The organism is Rhodothermales bacterium (genome assembly GCA_041391505.1).
Classification (GTDB): domain Bacteria; phylum Bacteroidota; class Rhodothermia; order Rhodothermales; family JAHQVL01; genus JAWKNW01.
The window spans coordinates 358794-373762 of sequence record JAWKNW010000003.1 but is presented as its reverse complement, the minus strand read 5'-3'; the positions used below and the strand labels follow the sequence as shown (position 1 = coordinate 373762).

14 protein-coding genes are annotated in these 14969 nt (G+C 65.2%); 7 read left to right on the top strand and 7 right to left on the bottom strand.

What is annotated here, in order from left to right; translation table 11 throughout:
* Positions 1-3: 3 nt before the first annotated feature.
* From R2834_05205 to R2834_05175, 7 genes are all read left to right on the top strand, one after another.
* Positions 4-4101: an ATP-binding protein gene (locus tag R2834_05205; GenBank protein MEZ4699705.1), complete on the top strand. Its 4098-nt coding sequence runs from the start codon at positions 4-6 to the stop codon at positions 4099-4101.
* Positions 4102-4288: 187 nt separating this feature from the next.
* Complete coding sequence (gene trkA / locus R2834_05200) at positions 4289-5641, top strand: Trk system potassium transporter TrkA (protein ID MEZ4699704.1); 1353 nt, start codon at positions 4289-4291, stop codon at positions 5639-5641.
* Positions 5642-5792: 151 nt separating this feature from the next.
* The gene (locus R2834_05195; GenBank protein MEZ4699703.1) at positions 5793-7253 is read left to right on the top strand and encodes a potassium transporter TrkG; all 1461 of its coding nucleotides are present in this window, start codon (positions 5793-5795) and stop codon (positions 7251-7253) included.
* 86 nt (positions 7254-7339) lie between these two features.
* Complete coding sequence (locus tag R2834_05190; GenBank protein MEZ4699702.1) at positions 7340-7774, top strand: hypothetical protein; 435 nt, start codon at positions 7340-7342, stop codon at positions 7772-7774.
* Complete coding sequence (locus R2834_05185; GenBank protein ID MEZ4699701.1) at positions 7771-8334, top strand: YdeI/OmpD-associated family protein; 564 nt, start codon at positions 7771-7773, stop codon at positions 8332-8334. The genes R2834_05190 and R2834_05185 overlap by 4 nt, the downstream gene beginning before the upstream one ends.
* Positions 8335-8484: 150 nt before the next feature.
* Positions 8485-9261, top strand: a complete 777-nt coding sequence (locus tag R2834_05180) for a class I SAM-dependent methyltransferase (GenBank protein ID MEZ4699700.1) — start codon at positions 8485-8487, stop codon at positions 9259-9261.
* 162 nt (positions 9262-9423) lie between these two features.
* Positions 9424-9777 (top strand): hypothetical protein, encoded by a 354-nt coding sequence (locus R2834_05175; GenBank protein MEZ4699699.1) that lies wholly within the window; start codon positions 9424-9426, stop codon positions 9775-9777.
* Positions 9778-9780: 3 nt separating this feature from the next.
* Here the strand turns inward: R2834_05175 and R2834_05170 are convergent, their stop codons facing one another.
* The 7 genes from R2834_05170 to yidD form a co-directional block, all read right to left on the bottom strand.
* A complete protein-coding gene (locus R2834_05170) occupies positions 9781-10281 on the bottom strand; it encodes a hypothetical protein (protein ID MEZ4699698.1) in 501 nt (166 codons plus the stop codon).
* A 108-nt stretch (positions 10282-10389) separates the two neighbouring features.
* A complete protein-coding gene (gene hemB, locus R2834_05165; protein MEZ4699697.1) occupies positions 10390-11391 on the bottom strand; it encodes a porphobilinogen synthase in 1002 nt (333 codons plus the stop codon).
* A gap of 13 nt (positions 11392-11404) precedes the next feature.
* Positions 11405-12925: a cysteine--tRNA ligase gene (cysS, locus tag R2834_05160; GenBank protein ID MEZ4699696.1), complete on the bottom strand. Its 1521-nt coding sequence runs from the start codon at positions 12923-12925 to the stop codon at positions 11405-11407.
* A 216-nt stretch (positions 12926-13141) separates the two neighbouring features.
* Complete coding sequence (locus tag R2834_05155; protein ID MEZ4699695.1) at positions 13142-13648, bottom strand: MogA/MoaB family molybdenum cofactor biosynthesis protein; 507 nt, start codon at positions 13646-13648, stop codon at positions 13142-13144.
* Between the two features lie 123 nt (positions 13649-13771).
* Positions 13772-14029, bottom strand: a complete 258-nt coding sequence (locus R2834_05150; protein ID MEZ4699694.1) for a hypothetical protein — start codon at positions 14027-14029, stop codon at positions 13772-13774.
* A gap of 108 nt (positions 14030-14137) precedes the next feature.
* Complete coding sequence (locus R2834_05145; protein MEZ4699693.1) at positions 14138-14518, bottom strand: hypothetical protein; 381 nt, start codon at positions 14516-14518, stop codon at positions 14138-14140.
* A gap of 106 nt (positions 14519-14624) precedes the next feature.
* Positions 14625-14942, bottom strand: a complete 318-nt coding sequence (gene yidD / locus R2834_05140) for a membrane protein insertion efficiency factor YidD (protein MEZ4699692.1) — start codon at positions 14940-14942, stop codon at positions 14625-14627.
* Between the last annotated feature and the right edge of the window lie 27 nt (positions 14943-14969).

Sequence of the window (14969 nt, the reverse complement as noted above, 5' to 3'; positions counted from 1 at the left end):
CCCATGACCGCTACCGTCGAGACACCCGCCGCCGCCGACCGCCGCTCCCTGCGCTGGCTCGCGTGGCTGAGCGCCGGGCTCGGGCTGGCGCTGGCGCTGACGTTCGTGGCGCGCACCTGGAGCCTGGCCTCGATCGGGCGCGATCTCGAGGCGGCACAGTCCGCCGTCGTGGCCGATGCGTTCGGGGCGATCGAGGCGGACTGGATGGGGATGCAGCGCGACATGGTGGCCGAGGCGCGGCGACTGTCTTCCGACAACGAGGTCCGCGCCCAGCTTCTCGCGTATGACGAACGGGTGGACGACGCCGGCGTCGAGCGGCTCCTCCACTATTTCTCCGGCTACGGCCCCGCCGAGCAGGGCGCCGTCGAGCTGTATGCGGCCGACGGAGAACTGCTGGCCTGGAAGGGGCAGAGCATCCGGCTGGAGCGCCAGCCCGGGCGGGCGGCCCGGCTCGAATCGTTCGAGATGACGCTCGTCGACGACGCCGGCCTGCGGCGCGCCCTCGTGCTCTGGTGGCCCGTGTACGACGGGAGCCGCTCGATCGGCGCGCTGCGGCTGGTGCGCTTCATCGCCGCGAAGATGCCGGTGGAAAATCAGTTTCTGCGCAGCTTCAACCCGGCGGACACCTGGCGCCGCCTCACCCGGCTGCCGGTGGAGGTGCGCTACGACGACGTCCTGCCCGACGTGGTGCGCCAGCCCCACTGGCACATGCGGCTGCTCCAGAGCATCCGCGGCGACGAGATGGGGCGCGTCTATGTCGAAGCCCCCGGCGAGGCGGCGCTCCAGGAAACCACCCGCCAGCGGTATGCCGACCTGATGGCCATCTGGGTGGCCATGCTCATCGGCGTCGCGCTGGTCGGTCTCTGGTTCTGGGTGCGGCGCGGGTGGGGCTTCGAGCCGGCATCGACCGGTTCGCTTGCCGGCAGGCTCCTGCTTTTTCTGGCCGGTTTGTGGACGGCGCGCGTGGCGTGGCTGGCGCTGGAGGTCCCGGCCCGCTGGCAGCGGGGCAAGGCCCCGTTCGCCGCCCTGTTCGATCCCTCGCATTTCGCATCCGACTACGGCTTCGGGCTGATGCAGTCCATGGGCGATCTGTTCACGTCCGCGGTGTTTCTGGCGCTCACGGGCGCCGCGATATGGCATGTCGTCGGGCGGATGCCGCCCCGGGCGACCGAAAAGGACGGACCGGCCGGGCTGCCGGCCATGCTCGGCGCGCTGGCCGTCCTCATCGTCTTCCTGCTCGCCCTCGCGCACATCCAGGGCGAGGTCGTGCGCCATACGGTGCTCGACAGCACGCTGGATTATTTCGCGCGGACGGGGCTGCTGCCGGACCGCCTCGTGCTCTTTGTGTTCTGCGCGGTGATGCTGCTCGCCCTCGGGCTCGCCGTCATCGGCAGCGGCGTGGCATGGTGGGTCTTTGGCCGGGTGGCGCGGCCGGCGACGCCGCCGCGGCTGTTCTGGGGCGGCGTGCTGCTGCTCGCCGTGACCCTCACCGCCGGCGCCTACCGGCTCGTTGCCGCCTTCCGGGAGGTGCCTCCGTCGGCGACGCTGGGATTTCTGCTCGTGACGCTCGGGGCCGGATGGCTGGCGGCCCGGCGCGGAGGCGGCCGCGCGGCCACCCGCTACGCCCGTCGCCTGGCGGCCTTCATGCTCGTGCTCATCCTGCCCGTATACCTCATGCTCAACCGGAGCATGGAGACGCAGCTTCGGACGCGCATGGTCGAGGCCGTCGAAACGTTCGACGCGGAGCGGGACGCCAGCGTCGTCTTCGCCGTGGAGCAGATGCTGGACCGGACGCGGCAGGAGCCGGCCATCGTCGAGGAAATGACGCACGACGGCGCGCCGGGCCAGCGGAGCCGGCTCTATGAGTCGATCGCCGAACTCGTCGTCAGCTCCCCGCTGGCCAACCTCGGCACGTATGAGGTCAGCCTCACGGTATTCGACACCAGCGGTGTCGTACGGGGCCGGTATTTCGAGGGCGAGAGCCAGGAGAGCGCCGCGGCCACCGATCTGGTGGACCAGGACGACTTCAGCATCCTGACCCGCATCTACGCCGAACGCGACGACCCGGACAGCCTGATGGTCGAGTTGATGACCGGCCGGCGCATCGCGGCGCGCCTGCAGTACGAGGGGTTCGCCCCCATCCACGGCACGGCCGGCGGGGCCCTGCTCGGGTGGACGCTCGTGCGGATCGAACCCAAAACCCTGTTGCAGGACGACGCGGCGCTGTTTCCGCGCGTGCTGCTGCCGGCGAGCATCCTGGATGTACAGAGCATCTTCTCCATCGCCGAATTCAGGGACCAGGCGCTGTATCGCAATGCGGGTACCGTCTTCGGCCGCTTCCGGCTGGATGACGAGGTCGTCCGGGCGCTGCGGATCCATGCGAGCGTATGGCGCGAGGAAACGATGGCCGACCGCTCGTTCCTGACCTACTACACGCGGCGGTCCATCGACCAGGGCGGGCCGCTGATCGCCAGCCCGCAGAAAGTCATCGCCGTACGCGCCTCCGTACCGCATTTCTTCGACCACCTCTATTATCTGTTGCGGATGACGCTCGCCGCGCTGCTGGTGCTGGCGATGGTGTACGGCATCCTGCGCCTCGTCCGCGGCCGGCGGCGGCCTTTCGAGGCCGTACGGACGCGCTTCACGGACCGGGTGCTGAACGCGTTTCTGTCGGTCGGGATGGCGGCGGTGCTCGTCGTGAGCGTCCTGGGACTCCAGGTCATCAATCGGGAGAACGAAAATGCGATCCAGAGCTGGATCGAGCAGCAGCTGGATAGGGTGGAGGAGACCCTGGCCCAGCAGGCCGACGTCGGCGAGCTGCCGGCGGACGTGCTCGAGCGAACCAACGTGTCCGCGCTCGCGTCGCTGGTGGGGCTCGATTTGAACGTGTACCGGGGCCACGCGCTCTACACGTCCAGCCGGCAACAGCTGGTGCGTGAGCGGCTCATCGACAGCCGGCTGCCGCCGCTGGCGTATGAGCGGCTGTTTTACGAGGGCGACCGCAACGCCTTCACGCACGAGCGGGTGGGCACCTTCTCCTACATGGCCGGCTACCGGGCGCTGCCTGACCGCGACGGCCGCCCCGGCTTCGTGATCTCGGTCCCGACGCTGCCCGAGCAGGAGCGCATCGAGGAAGAGCGGGCCCGCACGGTGGCGTACCTCTTCGGGTCGCTGCTGCTGCTCATGCTGGTCGTGATGTTCACGGCCGGTCTCCTGGCGAACGCGCTGACGCGCCCGATCGGCCGGCTGCGCGAGGGCCTGGAGGCCGTGGCGAGAGGACGGTACGAGCAGCCGCTGCCCGTCGAGACGGACGATGAAATTGGCGAACTGGTGCAGACGTTCAACCAGATGCAGGAGCAGCTCGCCGAGAGCCGGCGCCGGCTGACCCAGCAGGAGCGTCAGCTCGCGTGGCGCGAGATGGCGAGGCAGGTGGCCCACGAGATCAAGAATCCGCTCACGCCGATGAAGCTGTCGGTGCAGCATCTCCGGCGCGCGTACAGCGACGCGCGCCCCGACGCCGGCGATGCCGGCAAGTTCGCGAGCCTGTTCGACCGCATCACCAACACCCTCATCGAACAGGTGGACGCCCTCGCCCGCATCGCCAACGAATTCTCAACCTTCGCCCGCATGCCCAAACAGATCCTCGAGACGCTGGATCTCAACGCGGTGATCCAGGAAGCCGTGGCGCTCATGCAGGAACAACAAGGCGTATCCATCGAACTCACCCTGCATCCGGCCCCGCTGGCGGTGATGGGCGACCGCGAGGAGCTCCGGCGCATCTATATCAATCTCATCAAGAATGCCATCGAAGCCTCGCAGGACGACCGCGAGAACCGGATCGAAGTCGTCACGAGCCGGCGCACCGAAGACGGGGCCGATGTGGCGTACAGTACCGTCCGCGATCACGGCACCGGCATCAGCCCCGAACTCCAGGCCAAGATCTTCGAGCCCAACTTTTCGTCCAAAACCAGCGGAACGGGGCTCGGACTCGCCATCGTCCGGAAAAGCGTCGAGGACATGCGCGGGACGATCGGGTTCGAGACGGAGGTCGGCGTCGGCTCCCTGTTCTGGATCGCGCTGCCGCTGGCCACGGCTCCATGAGATTCCCTTGAAGATTTAGATCAGGTTGGCCGGCTATAGGTGAATGAAGCGGGTCGATACAGTATCTTGACCGGCTGTCGAGTCGTTCTGAACGCAACCATCGACAAGCTGCCAGGTACACGCGATCATTCAATAACGTGAAGAGCCGGAACGTGAACACGGAAATCAACACGGGTAAACGCGGCTCATGAGAGCGATAGTCATCGGGGCAGGCGAAGTCGGGTTCGATGTGGCGAGACTTCTTGCCATGGAGCAGCACGACGTCACGGTAGTCGATTTCGACGCCGAGGCGCTCGAAGCGGTACGCGACCGGCTCGATGTGATGACCGTGCAAGGGGGCGGCACGTCGCCCGAGGTGCTCACCCAGTGCGGGGCCCAGCGGGCCGACATCCTGATCGCCGTCACCACGGTGGACGAAGTGAATATCATCGCCTGCATGATGGCGCGCCGGCTCGGGGTCGAAACTACGGTGGCCCGCGTCCGCAGCGACGTGCTGGCCGAATCGGGGTCGGTGATCCAGGCTTCCGACTTCGGGATCGACATCATCATCCATCCGGAAGAGAGCGCGGCGGCGGAAGTGATCCGCCTCATCCGGCGGTCGAGCGCCACCGACGTGCTGACGTTCGCCGAGGGCCGGCTGCACCTCGTGGGCATGCGGCTCGACGCCGGCTCGCCGGCGATCGGCAAATCGCTCCTCGATCTCGCCCACGACCTGCCCGAACTGCCGTTCCGCATCATGGGCATCGCCCGCGGCATCCGGACCCTCATCCCCCGGGGCAACGAACGTCTCCAGAAAAACGATCAGATCTTTGCGCTCGCGCAGCCCAAACACATGCCGCACGTGGCCCGCCTGCTGGGCAAGAGCGAGTCGCGCATCGACAAGACAATGATCCTGGGCGGCACGAAGATCGGCGCGCGCGTCGCCGCGCAGCTGAGCGGCGAAAAACACAAACGCGTCAAGCTCGTCGAGCCCGACCGGGAAAAAGCCGAACAGCTCGCCCGCCAGCTGCCCGACGTGATGGTGATCCACGGCGACGCGACTGACATCGATCTGCTGGCGATGGAAGGGCTCTCGGAGATGGACGCCTTCGTGGCCGTCACGGACGACGAGGAATCCAACCTCGTGTCCTGCCTCATGGCCAAGCACCTCGGCGTGTCGAAAACGGTGGCCCTGCTCTCGAAGAGCGCGTACGTTCCCATCAGCCAGGTGATCGGGCTCGACGCCGCCGTCAACAAGAAACTGGCGATATCGCGTGAGATCATGCGGTTTCTCCGCGGCAAACACGTGCTGAGCGTGGCGACGGTGCACGGCCTCGACCTGGAGATCCTCGAGGTCGAAGCGCACTACCGCTCGCCCATCACGCGCAAGCCGCTGGCCGACCTGTCGATCCCTGGAGATATGCTCATCGGCGCCATCATGCGGACCAGCGGCGAAGTGGAGGTGGCGATGGGGAAGACGCAGATTGAGCCGGGGGATCGCGCCATCATTTTTGTCCGGCCCCACTTCATCGGAGAAGCCGAGCGCTACTTCTCGAAGTAACCCGCACCATGCCACCAAACGCTGTGGATCGGTGCGGAAGGTATCTGACGAGCGGACGTCGAATATGAATGCATACCTCCATAAACCTGCGACCTGAAACCTGAAACACCATCAAACACATCCGACGTGATGGGTTTGACGGTACGTTGCCATGATTCTGAACGTAAAACCGGTCGTCGGTACCCTCGGAGCCCTGCTGTTTTTCCTCGGGGTCGCGCTGCTGCTGCCGCTCGGGGTGGATCTCATCTACCGCGAAGGCGACTGGCTGGCGTTCGGCATCACGGCCCTCGTGTCGATGGCCGGCGGGGGCGCGCTGTGGTACCGCTGGGGCGGTAAGGGGAGCGAACTTCGCGCACGGGATGGATTCGCCATCGTCGCCTTTTCCTGGTTCGTGCTCTCGCTCCTCGGCGCGCTGCCGTTTTACCTCAGCGGCACGCTGGATTCGTATACCGACGCGTTTTTCGAGACGATGAGCGGCTTCACGACGACGGGGGCGACGATCCTGGGCGGCGAGCACACGCCGGCGATCGAGGAACTCTCGCATGCCCTCCTGTTCTGGCGCAGCCTCTCGCACTGGATCGGCGGCATGGGGATCATCGTGCTCACGCTGGCCATCCTCCCGATCCTCGGCATCGGCGGGATGCAGATGTTCAAGGCCGAGGTGCCCGGGCCCACGGCGGACAAGCTCACCCCCCGCGTCCGGGAAACGGCCCAGCGGCTGTGGCTGATCTATGTGGGCATCACGGGCGTACAGGTGATCCTGCTCTGGCCGGCGATGGGCCTGTTCGACGCCATCAACCACGCCTTCGCCACGATGGCGACGGGAGGCTTCTCGACCAAAAACGGATCGGTCGGGCAGTATGCGTCCGGATACGTCGACTGGGTGATCACGATCTTCATGATCCTCGCCGGCTTCAACTTCGCGCTGCACTACCGCCTGCTGAAGGGCCGCTTCGAATCGGTCTTCAAGGATACCGAGCTGCGGGTCTATCTGCTCATCCTGCTGGGCGCCACCGTGCTCATGACCGTCTCACTGATGGGGGACGACGAATCGTTCTGGATGTCGCTCCGCCTCGCCGCGTTTCAGGCCGCATCCATCGTGACGACGACGGGCTTCGGGACGGCCGACTACGAGCTCTGGCCGGCGCTGGCGATGACGGTCATCTTCCTGCTGTTTTTCGCCGGCGGCATGGCCGGCTCGACGGGCGGCGGCATCAAGATCGTCCGCCACGTGCTCATGTTCAAAAACTCCTTCAAGGAGCTCAAACAACTGATCCATCCGCGCGCGGTGCTGACGGTCCGGATCAACGGCCAGCCGGTGGCGGACGATGTGATGCGCAACGTGCTGTCGTTCCTCGTGCTGTACTGCGGCCTGTCCGGCCTGGGTACGCTGGTCATGGCGATGACCGGCCTCGATGTGCTGAGCGCATTCACCGCCACGGTGTCGTGCATCGGCAACATCGGCCCGGCTTTTGGCGACTTCGGGCCGGCGGAGAACTACGCTTCGATCACGGCCTTCGGCAAATGGGTGCTCTCGTTCCTGATGATGGCCGGCCGCCTCGAGATCTTCACCGTGCTCATCCTGCTCTCGCCGGTCTTCTGGGAGAACTAGGCGAGCGCGCCAGCGCGCTCGCTGTTCCAGGTTTGAGGATCAATGTTCAAGGAACAGTCTTTACCTTAACCATTGATCCTCGAACCTTGAACATCCCCTCTGTGCATCGTCCATCCTCCGCCGACCGCGCGTTCGTCCGCGACTTCGAAGCCTGCGCCGTCGCGCCGGCTGATTTTGACCACGCCGCGCATATCCGGCTGGCGTACGTGTACCTGTGCGAGATGCCGGCGGATCGCGCCGTCGCTCGGGTTCGCGAGGTACTGCAAGCCTATCTGGCCCATCTCGGCATGGGGGAGGGCAAATACCATGAGACGCTGACCCGCGCATGGGTGCTCGCCGTCCGGCACTTCATGGCGCGATCGGTGCCGTGCGATTCGGCGGCGGCGTTTATCGAAGCATCCCCGCGCCTGCTCGACACCGGCATCCTGCTCACGCACTACACGGCCGAGCGCCTGTTCTCGCCCGATGCGCGGGCCGCTTTTGTCGATCCCGACCTCCAGCCCATTCCGATGTACGCATGATCATCTCCGACACCTTTTTCGCCCCGACCCGGGCAGACTGGCGAGCCTGGCTGGAGGCGAATCACGCGACGGCTGCCGAGATCTGGCTCGTCACCTACGTCAAACGCGCCGGCACCCCCAGCGTCTCCTACAACGACGCCGTCGAGGAGGCGCTGTGTTTCGGTTGGATCGACAGCATTCGGAAGGGGCTCGACGCGGATCGCCACGCGCAGCGGTTCAGCCCGCGCAAGAAGGGCAGCGGCTACTCACAGACGAACCGCGAGCGGATGGCTCGCCTGCTCGCAGCCGGCCGGCTGATGCCGGCGCTGGCCGCCGAGGCCGAGCGCCTCGCGCAGGAGCCGTTTGTCGCGCCGCCCGACATCCTGGAGGCGCTCCGGGCCGAGCCGGCGGCGTGGGCCTTTTTCCAGTCGACCTCGCCGGCGTACCAGCGCATCCGCATCGCCTACGTCGACCACGCCCGCCCGCGGCCGGGCGGCGAGTTCGAAAAACGGCTGGCGCATCTGGTGGCCATGTCGGCGAAGGGGAAGCAGTTCGGCAACAACATCGAATCGTATTACTGAACGATGCCGCACGGTTCCGTGAAGCGACCCGTGGAGGGGGATGCGGGATCGTTGAAAACGTAGCGCTCTGGTGCAAAGAATTAGCAGCGTGCTAACCCAGCGATGTAGTATCTTTCTCCCCCCGGGTCATTTCTCAAGTCAGTCCATCGAATGCATCGTATCGATTCGCCGCTTTCTTCCGGGCAATCCGGCAGGGACTACTATGCCGGCGTCTACCGAGGCGATCTCCAGCGTGAGGCCGAGTGGCTGCGGCGGACCGCTCCCCAGAAGGCTGCCGCCATCCAGGCGCTTTTGAGCACCGAACGGCTGCGCCCACAGACCGTCCTCGAAATCGGTGCGGGAACGGGCGCCGTGATCGCACGCCTACGCCGCGTCGGGGTGGGGATATCTCATTTCGCGGTCGATTTCTCGCAGGAGGCCATTGACGAACTGAGGAGGACCGAGGCCGGAATCCAGGCCACGGTTGCCGATATCATGGTCACTCCCGATCCCTTTGCGACGCCGGGAGGGTATGATCTCATGGTCGCGAGCCATGTCGTAGAACACCTCGAAGAACCCGAGACCTTTCTGGGTGGCTTGCGGGCGGTGCCGGCGCCGTACCTCATCGTTGAAGTGCCGCTGGAGAACCTGCCGCTGGGGCGGCTCAAGGCGCGTTTTTCCGATCGTTCGCGCCACCCCGCCGGGCACGTGCAGTTCTTTGATCGATCGACGTGCGACGCCCTGATTCGGCGTGCCGGCTGGCAGATCGTACGGTCCCATGCGTACGCGCCCTATCTGGACAGGGAGACCTTCCAGTTCGCCTACGGCTCATCGGGCATGACGACGCGTCTGATCAAGCGATGCACCGAAGATCTGGGGCCTCGTCTGTTCGGTGCGGCATGGACCAGGTTTTATCATGCGCATTACGCCGTATTGTGTACGCGCTGAACCTGTCTGAACCCTGCTCATCCTTCGCGCCTGACATCCCACCCCATACTCAGGGCCGATCTTGAACTTCAGCCCATAATCCTCGAACCGATAAAGTGTCCGCGAACGCTTCCGATGCTAGAGAGATACTGATCTCCTTGTATCACCCGATCGGGCCCGTCCATGCATCGCCTTTCGCTCGCGCTGGCGACACTCTTTTTGCTCGCCGGCTGCGCCTCGACCTCGCAGCCCTTCTCGTACGAGTCGGAAGACCTCCTCGTCGTCGAACACAACAAATACAACGACTACCTCCTGATGGTTTACCGCGACCCCATCGGGCAGACGCGCCACGTGGTACGCCGCGCCGGCGTGTGTGAAATGGTGATCACCTACCAGATCGACGGCACCATCCGGCTCAAGGCGCGTGGCAAGCGCGAGCGCAAGATCGACGCCCCGGAAGCAGGCCGGCTCACGCACCGGATCAACAGCCTGCTCAAGGCCCGGGAAGAGGGTGGGGATATCCTGACGTCGATCTGAACGTCACTCGCTGAGGTCCCGGAAGCCGAAGTAGTGGAGGACGTATTTCATCTTCTCGGACTTCTGCGCCCCGAAGCCCGGCAGGGCCTGGACGCGCTTGCGGATCACGTCGAACGGCGCGTCGTCGTTCCACAGGCCGGCGGCATTGCCGGCATATTGATCCGCAATAATCGCGGCGACGGCCTGGGTCATGTCCGCCATCTTGTTGGTAAACCGGTGCACCGCCGGCGGCTCGCCAAATAGCACCTTGAAGGCGTCCGGATCGTGAGCGGCGATCTGCTTCATGTCGAGATGCCCCAGCTTTTCGTGGAGCCGCTGCGGCCCCATGAAGGCATACTCGGCCCGCACCCGCTGGTCGTACAGCAGCCCGAGAAGCGCGGCGTTGGGCGATTGGCGGATGTAGTCGTCCGCGTCACGGTCGCCCGTGAGCGTCCCCTCTTCCTTGAACCGGTCCATCATGCGGACGAGTCCGCCTTCCATGTGGCTGTAGTCGATGTGTTTCATGGTGTGGGATGCAGGATTCGGGTTACTGGATGCTCGATTCTGGATGCTCGTGCCGGGATACGTGCTGTCAATGTGCGATTTTCATTATACGATGTGCAATTCGCACTCCTACAGCCATCCCGCGGCCTGCCGCGCGAAGTAGGTCAGGATGACGTCCGCGCCGGCGCGGCGGATGGCGGTGAGGGTCTCCATGACGGCGCTGCGCTCGTCGAGCCAGCCGCGGGCGACGGCCGCCTTGATCATCGCGTATTCGCCGCTGACGTGGTAGGCGGCCACGGGGACGTCGGACATTTCGCGGAGGCGGTAGATGACGTCGAGGTAGTTGACCGCCGGCTTCACCATCACCATGTCGGCGCCTTCGTCGAGGTCCAGCGCGGCTTCCCGCAGCGCCTCGCGGGCGTTGGCGGGGTCCATCTGGTAGGTTTTTTTGTCACCGGGGATCCCGTCGCGCGTGCGCGGGGCGGAGTCGAGCGCTTCCCGGAACGGGCCGTAAAAAGCCGACGCGTACTTGGCGGTGTAGGCGAGGATGGCGCGGTCCGTGTAGCCGGCGGCATCGAGCGCATCGCGCAGGGCGCCGACGCGTCCGTCCATCATGTCGGACGGCGCGATGATGTCGGCGCCGGCCTCCGCCTGCACCACGGCCATCCGGGCCAGGATCTCGACGGATGGATCGTTGTCGATCGCGCCCCCGTGCACTACCCCGTCGTGCCCATCCGACGAATACGGATCGAGCGCCACATCCGATATGACGAGCAAATCCGGCAAGGCCTCCTTGATTGCCCGGATGGCGCGGGGGAAGAGGCCGTACGGGTTGAGGCCCTCGCTCCCTTTCGGGTCCTTCAACGATTCGGCGATCGCCGGAAACAGCGCCACGCCCGGGATGCCGAGTTCGTGAATCACCCGCGCTTCCTCGACGAGGGTGTCGATCGAAAAACGGTACTGCCCCGGCATCGCATCGATCGGCTGGCGCACCTGCTCGCCTTCCACGACAAAAAGCGGCGCGATGAGGTTGTCGACCGCCAGCCGCGTCTCCCGGTTGAGCCGGTGCAGGTTCTCCGTACGGCGCATCCGCCGCGGACGATGGGGGAGATCCAGAGGGGGGAGTTTCATGATTTATCGATCGCTACTCGCCAATGACAGGCGGTTTCCGCCGCCACGTCGATCCTTCCGGCGAGTCCATTACGTCGATGCCCAGGGCATCCAGTTCGGCGCGGATGGCGTCGGCGCGGGCGAAGTCGCGGGTGCGGCGGGCGACGGTGCGCTCCTTGAGGAGGTTTTCGACCTGCTCGGCGAGGGGATCCACAGCCGGCTCGGTCGCTGCCGCGACGAGCGGCTCGTCGTGCCAGATGATGCCCAGCAAATCGTTGATGCGCTCGAGCCAGGCGCGTGCGCTCCGGGCCGACGCGCCGTTGAGCGTCTTCATCCCGTTGATCAGCTTCGCGCCTTCGAGGGCGGCGGCGAGGGCTTCCGGCGTGTTCAGGTCGTCGAGGAGCGCGTTCAGCGTACGTTCGAAGATCGCGTCCAGCCGGCTTCCCACGTGGTCTTCGCCCGGCTCGCCCGCGGCGATGCCGGCGTCGGCGATGGCGAGCGCGTCGCGGTAGCGGCCCACGATACGGACGCAGTCGTTGACGTTTTTGAACGTGAAGTTGAACGGCTTGCGGTACTGCCCGGAGATCAGCGCGAGCCGCAGGGCCAGCGGTTCGATGCCCTTGCCGCCTTCGGAGACGGGGCGAGTGAGGTCGCGCACGGTGAAGAAGTTGCCCTTGCTCTTGGACATCTTCTCGCCTTCCACCTGGAGGAAACGCGTGTGCGCCCACACCGTGGCGAACGGCTCGCCGGTGAGGCCTTCCGACTGTGCGATCTCGCATTCGTGGTGCGGGAAGATGAGGTCCTCGCCGCCGGCGTGGAGATCGAGGTGCGGCCCGAGGTACTGCATCGACATCACCGAGCACTCGATGTGCCAGCCCGGAAAGCCGCGGCCGAATGGACTGTACCACTGCATCAGGTGTTTGTCGTCCTTCTTCCACAGCGCGAAGTCGCGCGGGTCGCGCTTGCTGCTGTCCACCACCACGTCGCGTACCGCATTCTCGAGCTGTTCGGCCGTGTTATTCCCCGAGAGCTTGCCGTAGTCCGGAAAGCTGCTCACGCTGAAATAGACGCCGCTGTCGGTTTCGTACGCGTGCCCGCGGGCGATCAGGGTTTCGATCGCTTCGATCTGCTGGGTGACGTGTTCGGTAGCGCGGGGGCGAACGTCGGGATGCCGCAGGTTGAGGGTGTTCCAGTCGTCGAGCAGGGCGTCGGTGTAATACCGGGCCAGGTCCCAGATGTTGACGAACCGCTCGCCTTCCTTTGAGCGCAGCGCCTTCGCCATCTTGTCCTCGCCGCCGGCATCCGCGAAGTCGTCCTCCGTCAGGTGACCGACGTCCGTGATGTTGCTCACATACGTCGTCTTCCACCCGATGGCCTTCGCGACGCGGGTGATGAGGTCGGAGGTCAAAAACGTCCGGAAATTACCGATGTGGGCATAGGAATAGACGGTCGGACCGCAGCTATACATCCGCAGGTGATCGGGTTCGAGCGGGGTGATTTCATGGACTTCACCGGTCAGCGTATTGAACAACTGAAAGGGCGGATGCGACGGCATGGGCGGACTACCAAATACGACGGCAAATGAAGATGCGTTGCCGGTTTTCGCCGGCGTGCGGGCTTATACACACGCTTGATCCCAAAGTGCCGACGGGCACGGTTCGAACCAGGAGGCTCCAGGTTATGAGGTGCAAGGCTCAACGTATGCAGTTCAACGCACGGGATACCCAAATACCTTGAACCTTGACCCTCCGACGTTGAACCACAGCCCCTGTCACCCTTGCCTCACCGTCTCCCACACCAGGTGCGCCAGCTCCGGCACGATGAGCTTTTCCATTGCCAGCCGCACGGCGTTGGTCGATCCGGGCGTCGAGAAGACGAGCGTGCGCCCCATGACGCCGGCCGTGGCGCGCGACAGCATCGCGCCGGACCCGATCTGCTCGTAGGAAAGCATCCTGAAGAGTTCGCCAAAGCCGGGCAGGACCTTGTCCAGGCGCCCGGAGACGGCCTCGAACGTGGTGTCTCGCCGGCTGATGCCGGTTCCGCCGTTCAGCAGGATCACGTCCGCCTCCTTGCCCAGGGTGTCGAGCAGGGGGCCGATGCGGGCCGGCTCGTCCGGAACGATCCGGTAGTCGACCACCGTATGGCCGGCGTTGACGATGAGCGTCTTCATCAGCGCGCCGCTGGTATCAGTCTCCTCGGTTCGCGTGTCGCTGACGGTGATGACGGCGACACGGACCGGTGTGTCGCGCGCGAGTTGCTGGTGTTCGTCGTGGCTCATGAGGACAGGTCTGGTTTCGGTCCGGGCGTGATCCGGCAAAAAAAGAGGCCGGCGCAACCGGGCGCCGGCCTCTCAAGATAGCGCAACGAACCGAGTATCTCATCGGTCCCTCGTTCCTACCGATCAGGGGCCCGTGAAGGTCGCCGGATTGTGGAGCGACGCGTAGAGCACAAACGCGATCAGGGAGACCCCCAGGAGGAAAAGGGCCACCAGCAGAGGCATCACCCAGCCCGACGAGGGCGGCGGCGTGGGCGCGGCCTGCGGCGCCTGTCGTTTTTGACGCGCTCTGGCCGTGCGGGGCGTCGGGTTGACGAGATAGTGGAAGCGCTCCTCGTCGGGAACGGTTTGCGGGGTTTCGAAACGGGATATGGAGTAGGCCATGGTCGTAGCGTCGTTCGCGCGATGTCGACCGACGCGTTAGCGAGGAAGGGAAGGGATAGGACGCGTTATGACGCGCGTCGTGCCCGGCTAGAAGCCGGGATCGCCTCGCTAAATCCGAAGGATATGCAGCCTGAGATGCCGGTGACTCGGCGTCAACAGCCCCGTCCCGGCCTTGTTGTTTTCAGACGCCGGCCGTACATCCCGGGTGTCCCCGCCGCTGGCGCCCCAGATCGAGAGCGCGATGACGCGGGCGACCTCTCGATCCATGGAACCCATCAGCAGGAGCGTCGGCATGACCTCGGACGGGATGAACCCCTGGGCGTCATGCGCGGAAGGCTGGGCCACTACGGGGTGCGGCCCGGGCATGGCGGGGACGGCGAGGGCCGGCTGTCCGGTGCTGGCAAGAATCAATGCGAGCACGCCCAGCACATAAAGCACATGCCGGGAAACGGAGAGATGAGATGGGATCGGACCAGCCTGGCAGCCCATAGGAATCGCCTCATGCGGCGTCTGATAGGGCTGATTACAGAGGGTCGATTGCTTTGTTTCTGCCTGAAAAGGGCAAAAAAATATTTTTTGAAGAGATGAAGAACCCTTAATCCACGGCCGCGGGATGTGAATCGACCGGCGCGGCCGGGTGCGTGTGGGCGTGGTCGTCTTCGATGTCGACCTCCCCGAACCAGCGGGGCGGGTCGTAGCCTTCGCCCCCCCAGGGATGGCAGCGGCCGAGCCGATAGGCCGTCAGGATCAGCCCCTTGAAGACGCCGTATTTGCGGAGGGCGAGGATCGAATACTGCGAGCAGGTCGGCTGGTACCGGCACACCGGGGGAAAAAGCGGGGAGATAAACAGCTGATAGCCCCGCACGAGCGCGATGAGCGCGAGACGGGGGAGCTGGGCGATGCGCTGGAGCATGGCGGATGGCGGCGGCTTGGGTTTCGG